Here is a 21312-nt window from a genome sequence, read left to right on the forward strand (position 1 = left end):
GGATGAGCGACGGGAACTCGATCACGGTCGATGTTGTGTCCGATGTCGTCTGCCCGTGGTGCTTCATCGGCCAGAAGCGGCTCGACAAGGCGATCACTGCTGCCGGCGACATCGACGTCAATGTGCGTTGGCGGCCGTTCCAGCTCGACCCGACCATCCCGCCCGAAGGCAAGGATCGCCGCGCCTACATGATGGCCAAGTTCGGCAGCGAAGAGCGCATCCGTGAGATCCATGCCCGCATTGAGCCGCTCGGCGAGGCCGAAGGGATCCAATTCGCCTTCGAAGCCATCAAGGTGGCGCCCAACACGCTCGACGCCCACCGCGTCATCCGCTGGGCAGGTGCCGCCGGCGATGCCGTGCAGAACCGGCTGGTGCGCCGCCTGTTCCAGTTGAATTTCGAGGAAGGCGCCAATCTCGGTGACCGTGGCGTGCTGGTCGAAGCCGCACACGAAGCCGGCATGGACGCCTCCGTGGTCGAAACGCTGCTGCCGACCGACGCCGATGTCGAGGCGGTGCGCACCGAAATCACCACTGCTTCGCGCATGGGCATCACCGGCGTGCCGTGCTTCCTGCTCGAAGGCAAATATGCGGTGATGGGTGCGCAGGACGCCGACACGCTTGCCGACGCCATCCGCCAGGTCGCGGCGGCCAAGGCGCGAGGCGAACTGGAAACGGCAGGCTAGCCTACTTCACCGTCACCTTGGCCTTGCTTACGAAGAAGCCATGGCCGTTGCTGTTGCTGCAGGTAAGCCCCTTGGTCGATGACTGGCAGGAGAACGGCCCCTTCTTCCAGCTGTTCCCGTAGGCAAGCTTGGCTACGTCGCTGCAGCAGCCCTGCTCGCCGGGGTTCTTGATCAGCGTCGCCGGTCCCTTCGGCCCAAGAATGACGGTGACGTAGCTCGGCTCGACGCGCGAGCAACTCAGCTCCGGCCCGCCATCCTGCGGCTGGTAGGTGCTGGTGCCGCCCTTTGGCGTGTAGATGCAGCCGATATTGCCCGAAGGTGCGTTGAACTCGATCTGGCCTTCGGCGCTCGCCGGAATGGTCTGGCTGCCGGCATGCGCCAGAGGCAGCCAGGCGAAGGCCGCAAGCATCGCGACTGAAAATGTTCGTGCAGACATGGGAAGACCCCCAAAGCCAAATGTGCGGATCAGGTTCGATCCGGACGGCTGCGTTGTCAAACGCGGTTTGGCGTGCCCCTGCGAAACTGGGTCTGGCGAGTCGCCCGAGAGGCTCCCGGGACTCTTCGGCCGAGGCGAATCGATGCATCTGCCGCTGGCCGCGAGCGATCACGACGGCACGCCCGGTGTGGTCGGGGACAGCCGATTTGGACGCCTGTTGGTCAGCCCTTCGTCGGAAAATTGGCCGGCTGGCAAGGCGAAAGGGTTCACAAAAACGTGTGAAAAGCTTCCCTAAGGGAAGGTAAAGAACGCCGCCGCCAAAGCCGCTCAACCTATTGGAATAAATACCAATAATCCGTTTTTCGTGTGCCGATTCCGCTGCCCAACCTGTTGCTTCATGGCAACGTTGCGTGCGCGTGTTCACAGTCGCCCGGAGAAAATTAATAGAAAATGATCAATTGGTGTTACTATCCGTAACAAAACTAAAAAAGGTTTGGGCGGGATCGTGATTCGGGTCGGCAGACCGCAACGTACAGTACCGGCAGAACTAGCTAGCGAGACCGCAAGGCCGTCGCCCCTGACGCCGGTGTCGTCGATGCGCAGCTTCTGGGGGCTGATGCGGGCCTACTGGTTCTCCGACCGCTGGAAGGAAGCCTGGACACTCACCCTCGTCATCGCATTGCTCACGGCGCTGTCCAGCAAATCGGGCGTGTGGTTCGCCGAAGCATCGGGTGAACTGGTCAATTCGATCGCTTTTTTCCACGATGCCGCAAATACCACGCCACTGAAGTCGCTGCTGACCAACGCCGGCATCCTGGTCTTGTTGGTCATCCTCAAGGATGCTGGCTTTACCGGCATCCGTAGCCTCGTCTCGGCGACGCTGCATCGTAAATGGCGCGGATGGCTGGACAGCCGCTTCAACGAAGCGCTGCTCGACACCAATCACACGCATTTCCACGCCCAGCATGGTTCGTCCGGCAACGCGGCTCCCGACAACATCGACCAGCGCATCCAGGAATCGATCAAGGACATGACCGGCGGCGCCATCGGCCTCGCCATGGGCGTCCTGGCTGTTGCCACATCACTCTACTTCGTCGGCCAGAAGCTGCTGGAGACCTCGGTGGAAGTGAGAGGACTGGAATTCCTCGGCAGCTACGGCAGCGCGGTTCTGGCTTTCCTGGCCGTCGCCACCTATGTGCCGCTGAACACCTGGATCGCGGTCAAACTGGGCAGACTGCTGGAACGTCTCAACGTCAGGATGCAGCAGTCCGAAGGCAGCTATCGCGGCGAACTGACGACCTTCCTGCGCCGCAGTTTCCATGTCGCCGCCTCGCAAGGCGAGAATGTGCAAAAGACGATGCACAGCCGGCTCTACGTCGATATCGACCGCACCTGGGCGCGACTTAACATCGTCAACACCAGCTACAATTCGTTCGAGCTGATCTACAATTTCATTGGTGCCCGCATTGTCGCCTATGGGCCGGGCCTTGTTCCGTTCATCCACAACGGCTTCGATCTCAAGGGCTACATTACCGGCTCCGAAATGGTCAATTCGCTGATCAGCCAATGTTCGTGGTTCATCCATGTCATGCCTAATATCGCGACATTGCGGGCCAACAGCCAGCGCGTGACCGAACTGGCGAACGCCATCGATAACGTCCAGCAGCCGCAGGAGTTCTACAGCCAGACCGGCCGTTCCGACTTCCGCTACGACCGCCAGAACCCGGTTTTCGGCCTGACCATCCAGAAGCTCGAACTGGCGCATCAGGGTGAGGACGCAACGCCGTTCCTGAGCGCGGCGAACCTGCGTTTCCGGCGTGGCGAATGGACCTTTCTCAAAGGCGAATCGGGGTGCGGCAAGACCTCGCTGATCAAGGCGATCAACGGCCTGTGGCCCTATGGCCGCGGCACCATCGTCTTCCCGGAAGGTATCAGGACTTTCTATGCCGCCCAGGAGGTCAAGTTGCAGCAGGTCACGCTGAAGCAGCTGGTCTGCCTGCCCGGTTCCGAGCAAGATCATGGCGATGCGCAGGTCGCATCGGCCTTGCACAAGGCCGGCCTTGGCGACTTCATCGAGCACATGGCCGATGAAAGCCGCGAGGGGAAAAACTGGGACCAGGTTCTTTCAGGTGGCCAGAAGCAGAAGCTGGTGGTCGCCCGCATCATCCTGCAGCAGCCTGGGCTGCTGTTTCTCGACGAGGCAACCGGCGCGCTCGATCCCGAAGGCAAGATCGCCTTCCACCAGGCGATCAAGGACAATTGCCCCGATGTCACGGTGATCAGCGTCATGCACGAGGCCACGCCGCCTCGCTCGCTGTCCGGCGCCGAGTTCTACCACAGCGTGGTCGCGATCTCGGATGGCGTCGCCACCAAGAAGCCGCTGGCTCCAAGCCTGCCGCTCGAGCTCACGACCATCCTCGCACAGCCAAGGCCGGTCCCAAGGCCGGTAGAGGACAAATGGCTGCGCTTCCCGCGCCGGCTGAAGCAGAAATAGCCCCACCACCACGCCTGCATCAGCCGCGGTAGCTCGACCTCGCGCGGCGATCACAGTCTCGCGATCTCGCCTCTCCGGTGTCGTTTTTGCCCGTTGCCGCGATTGACTCGGCAGGACGCGCTCCTAAGTTGCGCCGGCTCGCAGAATTCCAACCGAACCCGCGAGCAGAAAGGTCACCGCGCCATGCCTGGCGACAGTAGTCGAACGCAACCGCCGTCCGCCTAGACGTGACCTGACTGGTTCACGTCCTGCCGGACGGCAAGGAATGAACCAATGAACGAACTTTTCCCCGTAGCGGGCGACGAGGCCGTCGCCATCGCCCGTATCCTTGCAAACGATCACGTCGCCGACGTCGTCGAGGCGCTCAACCACGAGCCGCGCGAAACGGCAATCGAGCTTCTCTGCGAAGTGCCCTTCGAGCGGCTGGTCGAGATCTTCGACCAGCCGGAGCTCGATGGCGCATCCGAGCTTGTCGAGGCGCTGCCACGCGCCAAGGCCGGCAAGCTGCTCACCGCCATGTCGGTCGACCGTGCCGCCGACATCCTGCGCGAGCTGGAAGAGCCGGCCCGTTCCGAGCTGCTCGTCGAACTCGCGCCGCCGCTGCGCGCCATGCTGCTTGCCATTCTGGGCTATCCCGAAGGCAGCGCCGCGTCCCTGATGACGACGGAGTTCGTCAGCGTGCCCTCGGACTGGACCGTGGGCCGCACGCTGGACTATATCCGCAAGGTCGAGCGGACGCGCGAGACAATCTACGCGATCTACATCGTCGATCCCGAGACGCATGTCCTGGTGCGCTCGACCGGCCTGCGCCGGCTGATCACCGGCGAGCCGGACGCCCTGGTGATGGATGTCGCGCTGGATCGCGTGCCGGTGACGGTTTCACCGCTCACAGACAGCGAGAAAGTGGCGCAGCTGATCTCCAAATACGACCTGCTTGCCGTTCCGGTCGTGGACCATGGCAACATCCTCGGCATCGTCACCATCGACGACATCATCGACACGATGGTCGAGGGGACGACCGAGGACGTGCATCGTTTCGGCGGCATGGAGGCGCTCGACGAGCCCTATATGAAGATGAGCTTCCTCGCCATGATCCAGAAGCGCGCCGGCTGGCTCTGCGCGCTGTTCGTCAGCGAGATGCTGACCGCCAACGCGATGCAGAGCTACGAAGGCGAGCTGGAAAAGGCGATCGTGCTCACCCTGTTCATCCCGTTGATCATGAGCTCCGGCGGCAATTCCGGTTCGCAGGCGACTTCGCTGGTCATCCGCGCGCTGGCGCTGCGCGAGATCGGCCTTGGCGATTGGTGGCGGGTCGCCTTGCGCGAACTGCCGACCGGCCTTGTGCTGGGATCGATCCTCGGCGTCGTCGGCGTCTGCCGCATCACGCTGTGGCAGTATTTCGGCTTCTACAACTACGGCCCGCACTGGGAGTTGATCGCGGCGACCGTCGGCGCAGCACTGGTCGGCATCGTCACCTTCGGCTCGCTGTCGGGATCGATGCTGCCATTCGCGCTGAAACGCATCGGCTTCGATCCCGCCAGCGCGTCGGCGCCGTTCGTCGCCACGCTGGTCGACGTCACCGGACTGGTGATCTACTTCTCGGTGGCGCTGGTCATCCTGCACGGCACGCTGCTGTAGCAGAGCACTCCCATCGCGGCGATTCTGTTGCCGCGATGGCTCTCTGTTGGCCAGGCTTTAATCGACGCGCTGGCCGTCCTTCACGCGGTAGGTCGGCTTGTACATGGTGACCAGCTCTTCCGCCGCCGTCGGATGCACCGCCATGGTGCGGTCGAAGTCGTCCTTGGTCAGCCCGGCCTTCAGCGGAATGCCGAGGAGCTGCGCCATCTCGCCGGCGTCAGGTCCGAGGATATGGGCGCCGAGCACCCTCTTTGAAGCGCCGTCCACCACCAGCTTCATCAGCATCTTCTCGTCACGGCCGGACAGCGTGTGGCGCATCGGGCGGAATGAGGCGCGGTAGATTTCGATGTCGGAGAAGCGCTTGACCGCCTCGTCTTCCGCCAGGCCGACGGTGCCGATCTCGGGCTGCGAGAACACCGCCGTCGGAATGGTGCCATGGTCGGGCGCGGTCGGATTACCCTTGAAGGCGGTCTCGATGAAACACATGGCTTCGTGGATCGCCACCGGTGTCAGTTGCACGCGGTTGGTGACGTCGCCGATCGCCCAGATGTTGTCGATGTTGGTGCGCGAATATTTGTCGACAACGATGGCGCCGGTCTTGCCGAGCTCGATGCCGACGCCTTCCAGCCCCATATTCTCGGTGTTGGGGATGCGGCCGATGGCGAGCATGACCTGGTCGACCGTCAGCACCCTGCCGCCGGTGATTAAAGCGTCCAGACGCCCGTCCGGCCGCTTGCGCACCCATTCCGACACGGCGTGACAGACGATCTTTATCCCCTTCTTCTCCATGGTTTCGTGCAGTGTACGGCGCAGGTCCATGTCGAAGCGCGACAAGATCTCCTTGCCGCGATAGACCAGCGTTGTGTCGACGCCGAGCCCGTGGAAGATGTTGGCGAATTCGACGGCGATATAGCCGCCGCCCTCGATCATGATCGCCTTCGGCAATCGCTTGATGTCGAAGGCTTCGTTGGAAAAGATGCAGTGCTCGTGACCGGGGAGCGCAGGATGCGGCGCCGGGCGGCCGCCCGTGGCGATCAGGATCTGATTGGCGGTGACGGTGAGATCCTCGCCGAGAAGATGGACCACATGCGGGTCGACCAGCATGGCGCGCGAATGGAAGGTCTCGCCGCCGGCGCCTTTCACGTTCTTCTCGTAGATGGCTTCGAGCCGAGCGATCTCGCGATCCTTGTTGGCGACCAGCGTCGGCCAGTCGAAGCTGGCCTCGGGCACCGTCCAGCCATAGCCGGCGGCATCGGCGAAATGCTCGGGAAATTGCGAGGCATAGACGAAGAGCTTCTTCGGCACGCAGCCGCGGATGACGCAGGTGCCGCCATAGCGGTATTCCTCGGCGATGCCGACGCGCTTGCCGAGCGCTGCGGCGACGCGCGCCGCCCTCACCCCACCGGAGCCGCCGCCGATGACGAAAAGATCGTAGTCGTAACCGGCCATAGACTGCTCCTTGCCTTCAAAATGTGTGAGACAGGTAGGCTGCCGATGGCCAAAAGAAAAGCCCGGATAAACCGGGCTTTTCTGGTCCAGCGGCCGTCAGGCCATCTGCAAGAGTAAAAATCAGTTCTGCGTGTTGTCGGCGGGCGCGTCGCCATCAGCCGGGGCAGCGCCGTCGGCGGGCGCCGCGGGGGCCGTGGCGTCAGCGGGAGCGGCGGGCGCTGCCGGTGCATTGGCCTTCGCCGCCGCGGCCAGCGTTTCGCCGACCTGCTGGGCGAGATCGCGGGCCAGCCCGTTCTGCCAGATGTCGGCGGCCTTCACCAGGTCACGCGTCACGGTCGGGCCGCTGTCGAGCAGCTTCTTGCCGGTATCGGAGCTGTAGAAGGCGGCAATGTCGTTGAGTTCCTTCTCGGAGAAGACCTTGGCATAGGCAAGGGCTGCTTCCTTTTCGAGATCGGCGCGGCGCGAGGCCAATGCCATCGCCTTGTCGGTGATGGTCTTGCCGATCAGGTCCTGCATGTCCGGGTTCTTCTGGATCAATTGCTGCTCGAGAGCGGCGGCGGCCTGCGGCAGGATGTTGTCGAACGGGTCGGTTGCGTGGATCGCGGCGACGGCGGCGCGCGCTGCCTTCAGGTGCGATTCGGGAACGTCCTGCGCGAACACAGGCGAAGAAAACGCGAAGACGGCGGCCCAAGCCACCAGAATGGCCGAAAGGCTGCGAACCCGGTTATGCAACATCATGGTCGGTAGAACTCCCTGGTTTTCGGGCGGCATGGACGGTTTGGATGCCGTCGCCGCCGGCGATGATGGCCGCTGACGCCAGCCCGATGAAAAGACCGTGCTCGACGACGCCCGGTATGGCGTGGAGAGCATTCGAAAGCGCTCTTGTATCCGGAATGCGGCCAAAAGATGCATCGAGGATAAAATGGCCGCCGTCTGTAACAAAAGGCTGGCCCCCCGTCATCCTCAATGTAATCGGACCGGAAAGACCGAGACTTTTGGCCGCTGCGCCGACCGCGATTTCGGTCGCCCGCAGGCCGAATTGATTGACCTCGATCGGCAGCGGAAAGCGGCCGAGGGTCTCGACCATTTTCGAGCGGTCGGCAATGACGATCATGCGCCCGGAAGCCGCCGCGACGATCTTCTCGCGCAGCAGCGCGCCGCCGCCGCCCTTGATCAGGGTCAGTTCCGGGTCGACCTCGTCGGCGCCGTCGACGGTGAGGTCGAGTTCAGGCGTTTCCTCGAGCGTCGACAGCGGCACGCCGAGCTCGCGACAGAGCGCCGCGGTACGTTCCGACGTAGGCACGCCGACGATGGTGAGGCCGGTGGCGACCTTCTCGGCAAGCAGCCGCACGAACTCCTCGGCGGTCGAGCCGGTGCCGATGCCAAGCCGCATGCCTTCGCGCACATGGGCAAGGGCTGCCCGTGCGGCCTCGACCTTCAGTTGCCTCGCATCCATGCCCATGTCTTGTGCGGTCCCATGTCTCGTCCGGTTTCGCTGGTTCGCGCGCTCCTAGCATTTTTGCCCGCCCGGTCAAAGGCCGCGCCCGCGCCGATCGGTCATGGCCTGTGGATTGGCCAAGCTGGCTTGCCCTATCGGAGCGCAGGCGTTATCGCCTCGGGCGACGCAATCGCCACAGGACAGGCCATGACCAGACCGATCATCGTGTTCGACCTCGACGGGACGCTGGTCGACACGGCGCCGGATCTGCTCGACAGCCTCAACCACAGTCTCGCCGCCAGCGAACTGGCAGCCGTCGACGAGGCCGGCTTCAAGCGCTTCGTTGGTCATGGCGGCCGGGTGATGATCGAACGCGCCCACGCGGCACAGAGGCGATCGCTGGCCGTGGAGGAACATGACAGGTTGCTGAAACTGTTCCTCGACCACTACACCGACAACATTCCTGGCAAATCGCGCCCCTACCCTGGTGTCGTCGACGCCATCGCCCGCTTCGAGAAGGCCGGTTATCTGCTTGCCGTCTGCACCAACAAATACGAGGCGAATTCCGTGGCGCTGATCGAGGCGCTCGGCCTGGCGAAGCATTTTGCGGCGATCGCCGGCCAGGACACGTTTGTCTTCCGCAAGCCCGACCCACGCCATCTCGTCGAAACCATCAGGCTGGCCGGCGGCGATCCGCATCGGGCGCTGATGGTCGGTGATTCGCAAACCGACATCGACACCGCCAAGGCCGCCGGCATTCCGGTGGTGGCCGTCGATTTCGGCTACACCGAGCGCCATGTGCGCGAATTCGAACCGTCGGCAGTGATCTCGCATTTCGACGCGCTGACACTGGATCTGGCGGAACGGCTGATCGCCGCGGCTGGCGGCTGAGCGACAATCAGGCTCCAGCGTCTGTCGACCTTGCCCCGTTTCAGTCCGTGTCGGAATGGTGGCACATCGCCTTGACTTCACAAGGCTGCCTCCCTTATATCGCGGCTCGCTTGGCCTTCGGGCAACGAGCGGGCGATTAGCTCAGCGGGAGAGCACACCCTTCACACGGGTGGGGTCGCAGGTTCAATCCCTGCATCGCCCACCATAACTTTTTGTCAAGAAAAACAAGCAGTTGCTGCGACTGCTCAAGGGCGGGCAAAATAGCAACTTTCACTCGGGTCGCCACCGGGTCGCCACCGGCTTTTGATCCGCGACAGGCTGCCGCACCCTCAGTAGGTTAGCTCCGCCTCAACGCGTAACCTGCGACTTGGTCTTCAATGTTGATCGGCACAATCCAGACTGGCCAAACGCTATCCGCACCGGTCTCCACTTGCTGATTACAATAGGCACGCTGCCATTCAGCAAATTCCCCAGGGATCAGGTCTCCTCCGGACATGATCTGCGCAACGCGCTCCGGCTTCCACGAGAGATTTAACCCCTCAAGGTCGCCGTCAAACTCTGCAACCTCAGAAAATGGCAGAAGAAATAGCCGATGGCGCCCGGCGTCTTGAACACGAACGACCACCGCTCTTCATCGTCGCCTGTCGCGGCGGCGCGGTTCCACGCGATGCGTTCCAGTCTTCGTCGTTGAACATCATCCATTGGCTTGCTCCACATTTCTGTCCCAGCAGGACGATCCCTCGCTAGGTGGCGTGTACGAGACCATCGAGCAGGCAGAAAAGGTGCTGTCTGAACAAGGCGCTTCGTCGGCCTAGGTCTTACGTGCCGGTCAAACCTACTTCGCGGGAACCATTACTTCACGCAGGAGCGTTTCCGCCTGTGCTAGCACGGTCTGCACGGCCTCCTGTTCGAGGTCTGGCGGGTAGCCGTATTTCTTCAGGATGCGCTTGACCAGCACACGCATGCGGGCCCGGGCTGTCGCCTTGTGCTGCCAGTCGACGGTCGCTGACCCTCGCATCTGCTCGACAAGCTCATGGGCGATCACGCGCAATTGCTCGCTGCCCATCGCCTCGACCGCGCTCTCGTTCTCGGCAAGGGCGTCATAGAAGGCCAACTCCTCCGGCGACAGTCCCTGTTCCTCACCGCGCGCTGCAGAGGCCTTGATGTCCTTTGCCAAGGCGATCAGTTCCTGGATCATTTCGACCGTCGAGATGGCGTTGGCGTGGTAACGAGAGACCGCCTCTTCCAGCCGTTGTGAAAAGGACCTCGCCTCCACCACGTTGGACCGCGACCGGCTCCTGATTTCCCCGTTGAGAAGCTTCTTCAAAGCCTCCAGCGCGAGGTTCTTCTTCTCCAGCTTCTGGATGTCGGCCAAAAACTCGTCCGACAGGATCGAGATGTCCGGCGACTGGATGCCCGCCGCCTTCAGTATGTCGACGATCTCGGCACTGGCGACGGCTTGGTTCAGCAATTGCTCGACGGCGAAGCTCTTGGCCCGGTCCGACATCTTGCCAGTGGCCGTGGTCTTGACGAGCGCCGCCCGCACCGCCTGAAAGAAACCGACCTCGTCACGAATGGCGCGTGCCTGGTCGCTGGCCGACGCCAGCGCATAGGCCTTGCTCAGTTCCAACACGGCGTCAGAAAAACGGCGGTGCGCTTTCTTCTTGTCGTCCATGCCCGCGACCTTGGCAGCTTCTTGCTCCTGCCATTTCAGTATCCAATCGATGGCGTCGGCCAGCGCGACGAGCCGCTGCTGAGGCTGGCCGCTGATGCCGAGGCTGTAGTCGTGGCCGTGGAACATGCTGCGCACAATCTCGTACTTCTCGATCAGGACGGCGACGGCGTCGGCCTCGTCGATGCCGGTCTTTTCCTGATCGGACTTAGTGTACTGGCCGAGCGCGTTTTTCAGGTTCTGAGCGATGCCGATATAGTCGACGATCAGGCCGCCCGGCTTGTCTTTGAACACGCGGTTGACGCGAGCAATCGCCTGCATCAGCCCGTGGCCGCGCATCGGCTTGTCGATATACATGGTGTGCATGCAGGGCGCGTCGAAGCCGGTCAGCCACATGTCGCGCACGATCACCAGCTTGAGCGGGTCGTCGGGGTTGCGCGCACGCTTGGCAAGATCGTCGCGCCGCTTCCTATTGCCGATATGCGGCTGCCATTCGAGCGGGTCGGATGCCGAGCCTGTCATGACGATCTTGATCGCGCCCTTGTCGTCATCATCGGAATGCCATTCAGGCCGCAACGCGACGATCTGCTTGTAGAGGTCCACGCAGATGCGGCGGCTCATGCAGACGGCCATCGCCTAGCCGTTCATCCCGGCGATGCGGGCCTCCAGATGCTCGACCAGATCAGCGGCAATCTGTGACAGGCGCTTTTCAGAGCCGACCAGCCGCTCAACCGTGGTCCATTTGGCCTTCTGTTTTTCCTGCTCCGACAAAGTGTCGTCTTCGAGGATGGCCTCGATCTCAGCGTCGATGCGCGGCTTCTCGTCTTCGTCCAATTCGATGCGCGCCAATCGGCTCTCGTAGAAGATTGGAACCGTTGCCCCGTCCTCAACCGCCCGGCTGATGTCGTAGATGTCGATGTACTCGCCGAAGATCGCTGGCGTGTTCACGTCGTCCGCCTCAATCGGGGTGCCAGTGAAGCCGATGAAGGAGGCGTTGGGCATCGCCTGCCGGATATAGTGGGCGTAACCGTAGCGGCGCTTGCCCGTCGCCTTGTCGAGCTTGGCGTCGAAGCCATATTGGCTGCGGTGCGCCTCGTCGGCCATGACGATGACGTTGCGCCGGTCGGTCAACATCGGGAAGCTCTCCTCCCCGGCCTCGGGCGAAAATTTCTGCACCGTGGTGAAGATCACGCCGCCAGACGAGCGACTGAGAAGGCGGCGCAGTTCGTCCCGGCTGTCGGCCTGTTCCGGTCTCTGGCGGATCAGGTCGCGGCACAGACTGAAGGTGCCGAACAACTGGTCGTCGAGGTCGTTGCGGTCAGTAAGCACGACCAGCGTAGGGTTCTGCAATTCCTTCGACCGCACGATGAGGCCGCCGAAGAATGCCATAAGCAGGCTCTTGCCGGACCCTTGCGTATGCCAGATCACGCCGATCTTGCGGTCACCGTCGGGGCGGGCTGCTTCAATGGCGCTGGCGAGCGCCTTGGTCGCCCCGTGGAACTGATGATATCCGGCGATGATCTTAAACGGCCCTTCGCCCCTGTCTCCGAAGACGATGAAGTCACGCAACAGGGAGAGGAACCGCTTGCGGTCGAACACCCCGCGCAGCAGCGTCGCCATCTCGCGCGGACCATGCGGCGTGAAATCGCCGTCCGCGCCCGTGACGGTGCGCCATGGCATGAAGCGCTCCTCGTCCGCCGTCAGCGAGCCGATGCGCGCCAGCACCCCGTCCGATGCAACCAAGACGGCATTGGTGCGGAACAGCGACGGCACCTGCGCCTTGTAGGTCTGAAGCTGGTTGAAGGCCGCGCCGATGTCGGCGACCTCCGACCCGGCGTTTTTCAGCTCGATGATAGCGAGCGGCAGGCCGTTGACGAACACGACGATGTCGGGGCGGCGCTTGTGGCGGCTCTCGACCACCGTGAACTGGTTGGTCACGAGCCAGTCGTTGTTGTCGATGTTGTCGAAGTCGATCAGCCAGACCTTGTCGCCCTTGATCTCACCATCGGCCACGACGAACTCGACATCAACGCCCTCAGTGAGCAGCCGGTGGATGCGTCGATTTTCCTCGACCAGCGACGGCGTTTCGGTCAGGAAAAGCTGCTTGATGGCCGACGCACGCGCTTCCGCCGGGATGGACGGGTTGAGGCGCTCGACGGCCGCCGTCAGTCGTGATGCCAGGATGGTGTCGGAATAGGCATCACGCTCCGGAGCGGCCCCGTCCGGCGCGATCAGGGCAGCAGGTGCGTAGATGTAGCCAAGCTCCTCGAAAATGCCGATGGCCGCGTCCTCGACGATGTCTTCGCGGAAGCCGGACCGCGAATAATCGGCCTCGACCTGCTCGTAAACAACAACCTTGCCCGGCGCCTCCGTCACGGCATGCTCCGGTTAGCGAGCGCGTTCAGGATGATATCCACTTCCCCGACGGTTTCGGGCACGAACCGAAGCGCGTCCCCTCGGTGGATACGGTCGAAGGTCCTCAGCGCGCTGTGTCGTCCGTAGACAACATCGCCGCGTTCGTTCTTCTTCGAGTATGTTTCGCTGCCGGGGCGCGTTTCAGGTCGAAGCCCGCTCAACCTCGATAGGTCCACGTCGCCGGCTTCGCACCAAATCTGAAGCTTGCTGTCAGGCTTGACGATGATAGCGACTTCAACCGGGCCTGCTGCGGTCCTTGGCAAAAGATATCTACGAGCGTGAACATTCTGATGGCCAGAGCGGTGAACCGCGGCTTCGCGATCAAGGCGGTCTTGGCAGTATTTCTTCACGGAACCGTTTTGATCATTCACTGCGCCGCCTCCAGATGGTCTTCCACATCGCGCAGCAGGATTTCGCCGGATATCAACTTCGGCAAAAGGAGGTCGCGTGTTTGGGCGAGCGCCTTGTTCTCGATTGAGTTGTGAACAGTCCGCTCAACGAGCGGTCCCATGACTGCCGTCATTGCGGTGAGCGCATTGCTTGGGGGGCAGACGACTTTCGCTGCCCTCAAATGCTCACGCTGAATATGACCCATAGTTGTCGCCTTGGACGCCGCAATCTGTTGAAATTCTGCCATATGGTGCTGAACCCAAAGGGAATAGAACCACGCGGGAAACTCATCGGAGGACACCTTAAATAGATGTTGATTGAGGGCTCCTTCGCCGCCAGTCCAGAACTTCGCCAAAAGACTTCCCGACCATGAGAACAAGAAATCGGCATCCTTTACGATATATTTTGTAGGGACGCTCCGCGATGCCCGGCCACTCTTATCGGTAACGCCGTTTCGGAGTTCGGCGATTTTGACGACGGGCAGACTGTCAGCATCTTCGCCTGCGGGGAATTTCTGAAGGGCTAAGCCGTTAAGGAAGTCGGCGATCTGATCGAGCCCCTTCTGATGCCATCCAACCGGCATGCCATCGTCACCAAACCCTAAAAATTGGCCAGCTAGTAGCAGCGCTCTCGCGGGATCGACTATAAGTCCGCCCATGACCTCGACGGGATCGTTCGCGCCATTGATCTTGCGGCGGGTCGGGCCGAAATCGACGAACCAGTCGCGGAAGATCGCCTGCGCCATAGCCTCCAGCGTCTCGTTCATGCGGCGGTTCAGTTCGATCTTGTCGTCGAGAGAACCGAGGAGTTCCGCAACTTTCAACTGGTACTGCAGTGGCGGCCAAGAAAGCTGAATAGGATGGACATGATTGCGGTTGAGTGTCGGATTTGCAGAGCCAACGTCGAGGTCGGCCAGACGGTCGGCAATTGAACAGAAAAAATAGTAGACGAACCGTTCATCGTTACCATGAAAATCCTTGACCCAGAGTGTTGTGTCGTGAGGCCAATAATCTGTGCGTTGGAAATAGACGCTCCCGACAACCCCCTTTCGTCCTAGAATTACACCCGGACCTTTGACCTTAGGTTCGTCATGAAAACTGCTAACACCGCCGGAAGAAATCACGGGGAACGGACCATATCGCTGCTCTTTGCGCGTGATGTCGAAGCCGCGTTGCAAGGTGGCCTGTGCACCAATGGTAGTCGAAATCCACCTATCCATCGGAACCAACCTTGCCCAATACTTGTCCGATACGCTCCTCCAGCACCCGTCCGTCAGAAAACTGCGTGTAAAGTTGTTCCCGCAGCGTCTCGAACCTCTCAACGAAGGACACACCGTCATCCTCGACGTCTGCTGCACCGACATAACGTCCGGGTGTCAGCACGTGGCCCTGCTCTCGGATTTTCGCCAGCGTGGCCGCTTTGCAGAAGCCCGGCACGTCGGCATAGGGGCTTGCGTGATCCTTGGCCCGCCATCGGTGATAGGCTCCGGCGATTTTTTCGATGTCGTCGGCCCTGAACTCCTTGCGCACGCGATCCACCATGAAGCCGAGCTTGCGGGCGTCGATGAACAGGATTTCGCCGCGCCGGTCGCGGTGGCCGTTGGCGCTCTTGTCACGCGCCAATATCCACAGGCAGGCCGAGATTTGCGTGGAAAAGAACAGTTGCCCCGGCAGCGCCACCATGCAGTCCACCACGTCCGCCTCGACCATCGCCTTGCGGATGTCGCCTTCGCCCGACTGTTGTGACGACATCGAGCCGTTGGCCAACACCACGCCGGCCGTGCCGCGCGGCGCAAGGTGATGCAGGATATGCTGGAGCCAGCCGAAATTGGCGTTGCCCTTCGGCGGCGTGCCGTATCTCCAGCGCTGGTCATCGGCTAGGCGCTCGCCGCCCCAATCCGACACATTGAACGGCGGATTGGCGAGGATGAAGTCGGCTTTCAGGTCGGGCAGTTCGTCGCGGTGGAAGCTGCCCTCGTTGTTCCAGCGGATATCGGCGTCGATGCCTTGCACGGCAAGGTTCATCTTGGCCAGCCGCCAGGTGGTGTGGTTGATCTCCTGCCCATAGACGGCGATATCATGCCGCCGCCCGCCATGCTCCTCGATGAACTTTTCCGATTGCACGAACATGCCCCCCGATCCGCAGCAAGGATCGTAGACGCGGCCCTTATAAGGTTCGAGCATTTCGACCAGCGTTCTCACGACAGATCGGGGCGTAAAGAACTCGCCGCCGCGCTTGCCCTCGGAACCGGCGAAGCCCGACAGGAAATACTCGTAGACCCGGCCAAGCAGGTCTTTCGCCTTGTCGGTGCTGTCGTGCATGCCGATGTTGGAGAACAGGTCGATCAGTTCGCCCAGCATCGTCTTGTTGAGCGTCGGGCGGGCATAGTTCTTCGGCAGAACGCCCTTGAGCCCTTCGTTCGAGGGTGCCTTTTCGATGGCCTCCATCGCCTCGTCGATCAGCTTGCCGATTTCCGGCCGCTTGGCGTTGCCTTGCAGGAATGTCCAGCGGGCTTCCTTCGGCACCCAGAACACGCTTTCGGCCAGATATTCCTCCGGGTCTTCCGGATCGGCATATTCGTCCGCCGCCAGCTTCGCCCGCTGCGCCTCGAAGGCGTCAGAAATGTACTTGAGAAAGATCAGGCCAAGCGCGACGTGCTTGTATTCGGACGGCTCCAGATTGCCCCGCAGCTTGTCCGCCGCCTTGAACAATTCCGCCGTGAACGCCAGATCACCGTTTCCGTTGTTCCCAGCCACTTAGTCCCCTCCCCGAAGCACTTGTCCGATACCTACCGGCGGGCAGGCGCAATCGCAACCAGTCTGACGGACATTAGTTTCGCAAGTCCTGATCTCACGGGCCGACGGCGCGATGGTGCGGATCACCCATCCCTTTTTCTTTGCCCATGCCCCACGATACGGGCGTTGTGTGCTGCGATCCGAACTCCGGTCATCGCCGGATGCACGTCACCCTCGAAACGGACACACCGCATACAGAGACCTGCTTGGGCCTCGCTCGGCATCGTGGTCACCCAGCCGCAGTACCGGCACATGTAACACTTGATTGGCATCTTGGGGCCATGCATTGCCATCCCGCCCCTCGGCGCCCCGGCGATTGGCGTCGGTTCATCATCGATCACGTCGGGAAGTCCTTAAATTCCCTGTGCAATCCGGATGGGAAGCTTTAGATCGATCAGCCGAGCCTGCAGCAAGGAGAGCGTGAGTTCGTCCCTTGCGTCGACCCACCGGCTGTCCGCATTTGCTAAGTCACCCTTGCGGAATATCAGATGCGGTTCATCGCTCCCGCGCCTGAGCTTTGGACCAAGGTCCAGCTTATTCAGCAGGCGGTATGCCCTGGCGCACGGACTGGTCTCGAGATCGAAGCGAGTTTCCCAGAACCACCCGTCAACCGGATCGTCGTAGTCCTCTGGGCCGATCCCGCGCTCCTCCCAGAGAGCGTGAATTTCAGGTTCGGCCCGGTGTGCAATGCCCTCGCTGGAGAAGAATTCGCGCCAGGTCGGCGGTGGCGGGCAGAAGTCCCAAGGGCCGATTGTGAGAAGATAGCCCTGCTCTCCTCCTTCATACCAGTACATGGTGTCGGCCACTTCCGCAGGTGAGGCAAGCAAGGGCTGCCCAGTCCTGCGAATGAAGGATTGCGCATCCTTTGCAAACGCAGCCGTGAGCAAGCCGCCCGCCCCAATCAGAAAACCTCGCCTTGTCAGCATGGAAATACCCTCCATCGTTTCACACGCATCTGGAGGGCTGCCGACCTACTGTTGCCCGTTGCGGACCACATCGTCTTCACCACCGTTGCCGGTCAAGGCTGGTTGGCGGGGCCGAAGCCCACTCTGGATGCAGGCTGATGCGTAGCAAAGGTCATGCAACTGCGCAAGGGCGGCAATCAGCGTGGGCACGAGCCAACCTGAGATATCCGGAGGGGGCGCACGGACTGTACTTGCTTGTGCTGAAACAGGCCAGCCCACCCCGCTGGGGGCACGGATGTTGGCAATGTATTGCTTGGAACCTGAAAGTGTGCGCCGTTGTGAGCCCACAAAGTCACTGGTCCCGGGCCTACCACCACCCAGCGTGTGAGACGGTGGCGGCATGCTGGAGGCGCTCAACGAGTGTGGAGCCGCGAGAATGGGTGGAAGTTAGGAATGACGATGGCCGAAGTAAAACCCAGCCGGTGGCCACGCCTTAGATGAGGCCGGGAGGCAGCGGTTCTCCTCGGCCCAGCGGCAAGCATCCATCCAGCACAGTCAAGGCGGTTCTTCACGGCCATCGGTATCTCCCGTGCAGTCGCTAAGACCACGTGTACTAATTCAGCGAGATTAGCTGCCGGTGAAATCTCAGTATGAGACGGATTTATCGGCTGAGCCAATGCGGGCCTCGTCCATGCTCTGCTGGCAGGCAAGTAGCGAACCGACGGCCCGTTTGGTGTAGGCAAGGCTATACCGCCCCATCGAGTTTCCGTAGAACGAAATCCCGAAAGCATCCTTTAGGGCGAAGTCGACGATGAACGCTGGAGTTACGCTAAAGAAGAGTGCGCCATCGTCTGTGGCATAGCCGGTCAAGGTCTCCGCACGCCCATCAAGTTCTAGCCCAACAGCGTACTTTCCTCCCTTGAAGAAGTCGTCTTTCCATAGGTTATTGGTGACCAACAGCCCGGCAGTTCCATCATTCTTGACCGAGAAGCCGATAAAAGTACCGCCATCGAAGTCTGAACCTGCAATACACACACCCGTGTTCTTACTGGTTGTGATGGCCCAGTTTCCGATGTTTTCCCAACGGACATGCTGGTCCGGATCGGCACCAGCATTTGCGGTTGCCGGGATAAGTATCGCTAGTGCAGCGATCAGGATGTTTCTCATTTTGTTTGCCCCTTCGGTCCCTACGATTTCATGGACAACTTGTAGCGGCCTCAGCCAGCGAAACCGCCGGCAAGCACGTGCTATAGTGGACCGGCTCAGGTTTGTCGTTGGCGCCGAATTCGGAAATTTGTCTCGCCGTCCATTTCTTATTGGCCTGTCAATCGGGGCACGGCCTAAATGGATATTTCTGCCGCTTCGGATGCCGATACAGGTGAAGAGTGCGGCCTCGGTGTCCTCGCCGCCAATCTCCCAAAAAGGCTTTAAAAAGCGAAAACGTGCGGATTATAGAGGCCCCACAATCGACCTCCACCCCCGCCTTCGGGCAAACCGCCCCGGGGATTGCCGCCCGGTGGGACCACCACCACGAATGCGCAGCACACCGCTGCCGCGCTCAATCGATTTCTCCGTGGTGCATGTGCCAACTCGATGGCTCCTTGATCAGGTTATCTCTCGAAAATACCGCTCTAATTCAGTTTTGAGGATTAACGTGCGCCTGCCCGATTTGCTCGCATGTAGCTTCCCCTCTTTGAACAATTTGTAGAGCGTTGACCTCGAAAGGCCGGCAATTTGGGTGACCTCTGACAGCCTATAAGCAAGTTGCTTTTTTTCGTGACGATCTGGATCGGGTCTCCCGTTTTGAAGGATGTCCAGAATGTGGGCGACGTCATCTTCGATGCTCCTCAACCGGCGATCAAAGTCGTCCACCAACGCGGCTACTTCTTTGAAAACGTTGTTCATCAGTTCAGCCTCGGCCTTCCCCTGCAGTAGGTCGATAACATGTGAGGTGCCGACCCGCTAACCCACTAAGATAATCGCCACCACCTGATCGAGGCCAGATCATTCGGCCCGGTCTGGCAGGCGGCGAGCAGGCCGATCAAGGGAACCACCAGCTTCGACATCATGAGCACGGGGGCACCTTGGCGGGCCTGCCGACGTGACGCTGCTTGCCATCTGGCAGCTCCGGTTTCTTGTCGGGCGGGGGCGGATCGCGCTCGGCCATCAACCTTCGCTGATAGGCGAGACATTCATCGTAGACCAGCATCGGCTTGCGGCCTGCGAGATAGACGCGCTGTGGCCAGCCGGGCTCGTTGATGTGGTTGTAGTAGCTAACCCTCGATTTGTAGCCGAGCATGTCTTTGATGAAGTAGTCGATGGTCGCCAATTTTTGCTGCTGGGGCTGCTCGCTCGACTTCGATGATGGCGGCGGGTCGTTCTTGACCACCAGCCGGTGCAGCAGCGTGTCGACTTTGGACAGCAGCCTTTCCAGTTGCCGGTCGAGGTGATCGAGGCTGATTTCGCGCGTCATTTTTGGGGTCCATGCGTTATTGAGATGGGCCCAGGGGGTGTAAAGCGGGAGAGAAAATCCAGCCCCATTTTGTCGCCCTTTTTGCCGACTTAAGCGGCGCTTCAGAGAACCGGCGTGGGCGTCGGCTCCGACCGGAAAATGCGCAACCCCGCTTATGAAAAGAACTGTGGAAAACTCTGTCACCCGGCAGCCTTGAGCGTGCCGTCGGACGGATCGGGAGCGGGCCCGCCATCATCGCCAACGACATAGCGGCGAAGGCCGTTCGTCCATGGCGATGTCTTAGTCTTGGAGATGCGCTGGTCGAGCCGCGATCAGCTCCGTATCATCGAGCGCAGGATGGCTTGCATGTGCTCTTGCAGATCGAGTTCGCCGCGAGCCTCGACTGCGAGCAAATATTTCGCCTTAGCCCGGCGGTCGCCTCTGTTTATCGCCGGATACTAAGCAGACCGCCAGCAACGCCTCCTGCTTAACCTTGTCGGCCCACTCGCGGTCGTCTCTGCTGCTCTCCACCCGATGAACGACACGGTGGAACTCGGCATAGGCCACCTCATGCACCGCGATCAGCGCCTGCAGCTTCGGCGAGGTGGTTACGTCAGCGGACGCCGACTTGGTGTAAGCGGCTGCGCCGATCAGCGCGAGAACGGTACGGCGGGTGATCGCGGGCATGGATTGTTTCCCCCCTCGCTACCGATCATGCCGGACCATAGCACCACCGTGGGAGGGCGTAGAGATGGTCGGGCGCTGTCTGCTGACAATGCGGTCAGTGGACCGTTCGAACTCAGAAGGATGCAGTCACGTGGGGACCCACAAAGCCACCCCGCATCCGGCTTCGGCAATAGCCGGGAGGCACTCCGCAACCTGACGTTCATCATGTTCGATAACTATTTCATACGTCCGCAGCGAGGACTTCTTGTAATTCGCGCGCCTTCTATGCAAAAGGATATGAGCCGGGGGGCGCGACATGTTCTCAAATCCAGTGTTTCGGGTCGTCTTTTCGACCATTTTTTTGACGACTTCTCTTTCAGCTTGCACGACATCTCAGCAAGCTCTCACCAAAAATCCCAAGGCAGTTAGCCAGTCTGCTCTTTGTCGGTCTTTCATAACCACGAAGGACGAGGGTTTTCGGCAAGAACTCTATGCGGAACTTTCGCGGCGTTCCATTTCGGCCGCGCAATGTGCCGACACGGTGAAAAAACAAAATCAAGCCATCGCCGCAGGCATCGCCATAGCCGCCGTTGGTGCAGCGGTCGCAGTTTGTGCCAAGAACAACTGTGGCGGTGGTGGTGGCGGCCGATATTATCAAGGAGCCGATTGGGACGCGTTCTATAATCAATACGGGCAAGTCGTGTGGGCTTGCCGAGAAATTGCCAGCGGGCGGTTCACTTACGATTATAACTGCTATGGACAGGCGCAGACTGACTGGCGTTGGCCGGGCCTTTTTATCTGATCCATCCGGCTTGCGTGACGCAGCGGTTTTTCGATTTCGGGCGGGCCTTGGAAACTGAAAGCGCCGGCCTTTGGGGCCCCCCACAAACCCCCGACCCCCGGCCTTCGGGAAACCCCGGAGGGGCACCTTGGCTCTAGCGCTGCCGCCTCAGCCGCCGCGCCCGGCGCAGTGCAGTCATGATCTCAT

Annotated in this window: 20 protein-coding genes, 1 tRNA gene and 1 riboswitch; of the genes, 6 read left to right on the forward strand and 15 right to left on the reverse strand. The window is 61.0% G+C overall.

Translation table 11 applies throughout. The features are described from left to right. The first annotated feature begins 2 nt into the window (after positions 1 to 2). A complete protein-coding gene (locus D3227_RS34280) occupies positions 3 to 683 on the forward strand; it encodes a DsbA family oxidoreductase (protein WP_120018581.1) in 681 nt (226 codons plus the stop codon). 1 nt (position 684) lies between these two features. On the opposite strand, the gene D3227_RS34285 is transcribed toward D3227_RS34280, so the two are convergent. After that, positions 685 to 1119, reverse strand: coding sequence for a hypothetical protein (locus D3227_RS34285; protein WP_120018565.1), 435 nt, complete (start codon positions 1117 to 1119; stop codon positions 685 to 687). 595 nt (positions 1120 to 1714) lie between these two features. On the opposite strand from D3227_RS34285, the gene D3227_RS34290 reads away from it, so the two are divergent. Continuing rightward, positions 1715 to 3613, forward strand: coding sequence for an ABC transporter ATP-binding protein/permease (locus D3227_RS34290; RefSeq protein ID WP_167480982.1), 1899 nt, complete (start codon positions 1715 to 1717; stop codon positions 3611 to 3613). A gap of 273 nt (positions 3614 to 3886) precedes the next feature. Continuing rightward, the gene (gene mgtE, locus D3227_RS34295) at positions 3887 to 5251 is read left to right on the forward strand and encodes a magnesium transporter (protein ID WP_120018566.1); all 1365 of its coding nucleotides are present in this window, start codon (positions 3887 to 3889) and stop codon (positions 5249 to 5251) included. 57 nt (positions 5252 to 5308) lie between these two features. Here mgtE and gor read toward each other — a convergent pair whose 3' ends face one another. The 3 genes from gor to rpiA all read right to left on the reverse strand — a co-directional run bounded on the left by gor (position 5309) and on the right by rpiA (position 8156). Beyond that, positions 5309 to 6700, reverse strand: a complete 1392-nt coding sequence (gor, locus tag D3227_RS34300; protein ID WP_120018567.1) for a glutathione-disulfide reductase — start codon at positions 6698 to 6700, stop codon at positions 5309 to 5311. 120 nt (positions 6701 to 6820) lie between these two features. After that, the gene (locus D3227_RS34305) at positions 6821 to 7438 is read right to left on the reverse strand and encodes a DUF2059 domain-containing protein (RefSeq protein ID WP_120018568.1); all 618 of its coding nucleotides are present in this window, start codon (positions 7436 to 7438) and stop codon (positions 6821 to 6823) included. Further along, positions 7425 to 8156 carry a ribose-5-phosphate isomerase RpiA gene (gene rpiA / locus D3227_RS34310; protein ID WP_120018583.1) on the reverse strand — a complete coding sequence of 244 codons (732 nt, stop codon included), beginning with the start codon at positions 8154 to 8156 and terminating at the stop codon, positions 7425 to 7427. The genes D3227_RS34305 and rpiA overlap by 14 nt, the downstream gene beginning before the upstream one ends. 189 nt (positions 8157 to 8345) lie before the next feature. Here rpiA and D3227_RS34315 point away from each other — a divergent pair, with 189 nt between their 5' ends. Both D3227_RS34315 and D3227_RS34320 read left to right on the forward strand, forming a co-directional pair. Continuing rightward, positions 8346 to 9029, forward strand: coding sequence for a phosphoglycolate phosphatase (locus tag D3227_RS34315; protein ID WP_120018584.1), 684 nt, complete (start codon positions 8346 to 8348; stop codon positions 9027 to 9029). A gap of 130 nt (positions 9030 to 9159) precedes the next feature. Continuing rightward, a tRNA-Val gene (locus D3227_RS34320) sits at positions 9160 to 9234 on the forward strand. Positions 9235 to 9560: 326 nt separating this feature from the next. On the opposite strand, the gene D3227_RS41980 is transcribed toward D3227_RS34320, so the two are convergent. The 11 genes from D3227_RS41980 to D3227_RS34370 all read right to left on the reverse strand — a co-directional run bounded on the left by D3227_RS41980 (position 9561) and on the right by D3227_RS34370 (position 20345). After that, complete coding sequence (locus D3227_RS41980; RefSeq protein WP_167480983.1) at positions 9561 to 9731, reverse strand: hypothetical protein; 171 nt, start codon at positions 9729 to 9731, stop codon at positions 9561 to 9563. A gap of 133 nt (positions 9732 to 9864) precedes the next feature. Then, positions 9865 to 11322 (reverse strand): type I restriction enzyme endonuclease domain-containing protein, encoded by a 1458-nt coding sequence (locus D3227_RS43270; protein ID WP_245452029.1) that lies wholly within the window; start codon positions 11320 to 11322, stop codon positions 9865 to 9867. Between the two features lie 15 nt (positions 11323 to 11337). Beyond that, entirely contained in the window at positions 11338 to 13077 is a 1740-nt protein-coding gene (locus tag D3227_RS43275; RefSeq protein WP_245452030.1) for a type I restriction endonuclease subunit R, read from the reverse strand. After that, on the reverse strand, positions 13074 to 13487 hold the full coding sequence (locus tag D3227_RS34330) for a hypothetical protein (protein WP_147377763.1): 414 nt from the start codon (positions 13485 to 13487) through the stop codon (positions 13074 to 13076). The genes D3227_RS43275 and D3227_RS34330 overlap by 4 nt, the downstream gene beginning before the upstream one ends. After that, on the reverse strand, positions 13484 to 14725 hold the full coding sequence (locus D3227_RS34335) for a restriction endonuclease subunit S (protein WP_120018570.1): 1242 nt from the start codon (positions 14723 to 14725) through the stop codon (positions 13484 to 13486). Before D3227_RS34335 ends, D3227_RS34330 begins: the two co-directional genes overlap by 4 nt. Continuing rightward, positions 14718 to 16262, reverse strand: coding sequence for a class I SAM-dependent DNA methyltransferase (locus D3227_RS34340; protein WP_120018571.1), 1545 nt, complete (start codon positions 16260 to 16262; stop codon positions 14718 to 14720). The genes D3227_RS34335 and D3227_RS34340 overlap by 8 nt, the downstream gene beginning before the upstream one ends. A 392-nt stretch (positions 16263 to 16654) precedes the next feature. After that, the gene (locus tag D3227_RS34350) at positions 16655 to 17227 is read right to left on the reverse strand and encodes a hypothetical protein (protein ID WP_120018573.1); all 573 of its coding nucleotides are present in this window, start codon (positions 17225 to 17227) and stop codon (positions 16655 to 16657) included. A gap of 37 nt (positions 17228 to 17264) precedes the next feature. Further along, positions 17265 to 17363, reverse strand: a riboswitch (SAM-I-IV-variant riboswitch). 488 nt (positions 17364 to 17851) lie between these two features. Continuing rightward, entirely contained in the window at positions 17852 to 18373 is a 522-nt protein-coding gene (locus D3227_RS34355) for a hypothetical protein (protein ID WP_120018574.1), read from the reverse strand. Positions 18374 to 18811: 438 nt separating this feature from the next. Further along, complete coding sequence (locus D3227_RS34360) at positions 18812 to 19111, reverse strand: helix-turn-helix domain-containing protein (RefSeq protein ID WP_120018575.1); 300 nt, start codon at positions 19109 to 19111, stop codon at positions 18812 to 18814. A gap of 160 nt (positions 19112 to 19271) precedes the next feature. Next, positions 19272 to 19679: a hypothetical protein gene (locus D3227_RS34365; protein WP_120018576.1), complete on the reverse strand. Its 408-nt coding sequence runs from the start codon at positions 19677 to 19679 to the stop codon at positions 19272 to 19274. A 402-nt stretch (positions 19680 to 20081) separates the two neighbouring features. Continuing rightward, a complete protein-coding gene (locus tag D3227_RS34370) occupies positions 20082 to 20345 on the reverse strand; it encodes a hypothetical protein (protein ID WP_245452031.1) in 264 nt (87 codons plus the stop codon). Positions 20346 to 20640: 295 nt separating this feature from the next. Between D3227_RS34370 and D3227_RS41340 the strand changes: the two genes are divergently transcribed. Then, positions 20641 to 21126: a hypothetical protein gene (locus D3227_RS41340; RefSeq protein ID WP_147377764.1), complete on the forward strand. Its 486-nt coding sequence runs from the start codon at positions 20641 to 20643 to the stop codon at positions 21124 to 21126. Positions 21127 to 21312 lie beyond the last annotated feature (186 nt).

This window comes from Mesorhizobium waimense (genome assembly GCF_003601975.1).
Taxonomy (GTDB): Bacteria; Pseudomonadota; Alphaproteobacteria; order Rhizobiales; family Rhizobiaceae; genus Mesorhizobium; species Mesorhizobium waimense.

Bases quoted from the DNA above. Each gene is read 5' to 3' on its own strand.
- D3227_RS34280 (WP_120018581.1), top strand. From the start codon at position 3: ATGAGCGACGGGAACTCGATCACGGTCGATGTTGTGTCCGATGTCGTC.
- D3227_RS34285 (WP_120018565.1), bottom strand. From the start codon at position 1,119: ATGTCTGCACGAACATTTTCAGTCGCGATGCTTGCGGCCTTCGCCTGG.
- D3227_RS34290 (WP_167480982.1), top strand. From the start codon at position 1,715: ATGCGCAGCTTCTGGGGGCTGATGCGGGCCTACTGGTTCTCCGACCGC.
- mgtE (WP_120018566.1), top strand. From the start codon at position 3,887: ATGAACGAACTTTTCCCCGTAGCGGGCGACGAGGCCGTCGCCATCGCC.
- gor (WP_120018567.1), bottom strand. From the start codon at position 6,700: ATGGCCGGTTACGACTACGATCTTTTCGTCATCGGCGGCGGCTCCGGT.
- D3227_RS34305 (WP_120018568.1), bottom strand. From the start codon at position 7,438: ATGATGTTGCATAACCGGGTTCGCAGCCTTTCGGCCATTCTGGTGGCT.
- rpiA (WP_120018583.1), bottom strand. From the start codon at position 8,156: ATGGATGCGAGGCAACTGAAGGTCGAGGCCGCACGGGCAGCCCTTGCC.
- D3227_RS34315 (WP_120018584.1), top strand. From the start codon at position 8,346: ATGACCAGACCGATCATCGTGTTCGACCTCGACGGGACGCTGGTCGAC.
- D3227_RS41980 (WP_167480983.1), bottom strand. From the start codon at position 9,731: ATGGATGATGTTCAACGACGAAGACTGGAACGCATCGCGTGGAACCGC.
- D3227_RS43270 (WP_245452029.1), bottom strand. From the start codon at position 11,322: ATGAGCCGCCGCATCTGCGTGGACCTCTACAAGCAGATCGTCGCGTTG.
- D3227_RS34335 (WP_120018570.1), bottom strand. From the start codon at position 14,725: ATGGATAGGTGGATTTCGACTACCATTGGTGCACAGGCCACCTTGCAA.
- D3227_RS34350 (WP_120018573.1), bottom strand. From the start codon at position 17,227: ATGCTGACAAGGCGAGGTTTTCTGATTGGGGCGGGCGGCTTGCTCACG.
- D3227_RS34355 (WP_120018574.1), bottom strand. From the start codon at position 18,373: ATGAGAAACATCCTGATCGCTGCACTAGCGATACTTATCCCGGCAACC.
- D3227_RS34360 (WP_120018575.1), bottom strand. From the start codon at position 19,111: ATGAACAACGTTTTCAAAGAAGTAGCCGCGTTGGTGGACGACTTTGAT.
- D3227_RS34365 (WP_120018576.1), bottom strand. From the start codon at position 19,679: ATGACGCGCGAAATCAGCCTCGATCACCTCGACCGGCAACTGGAAAGG.
- D3227_RS34370 (WP_245452031.1), bottom strand. From the start codon at position 20,345: ATGCCCGCGATCACCCGCCGTACCGTTCTCGCGCTGATCGGCGCAGCC.
- D3227_RS41340 (WP_147377764.1), top strand. From the start codon at position 20,641: ATGTTCTCAAATCCAGTGTTTCGGGTCGTCTTTTCGACCATTTTTTTG.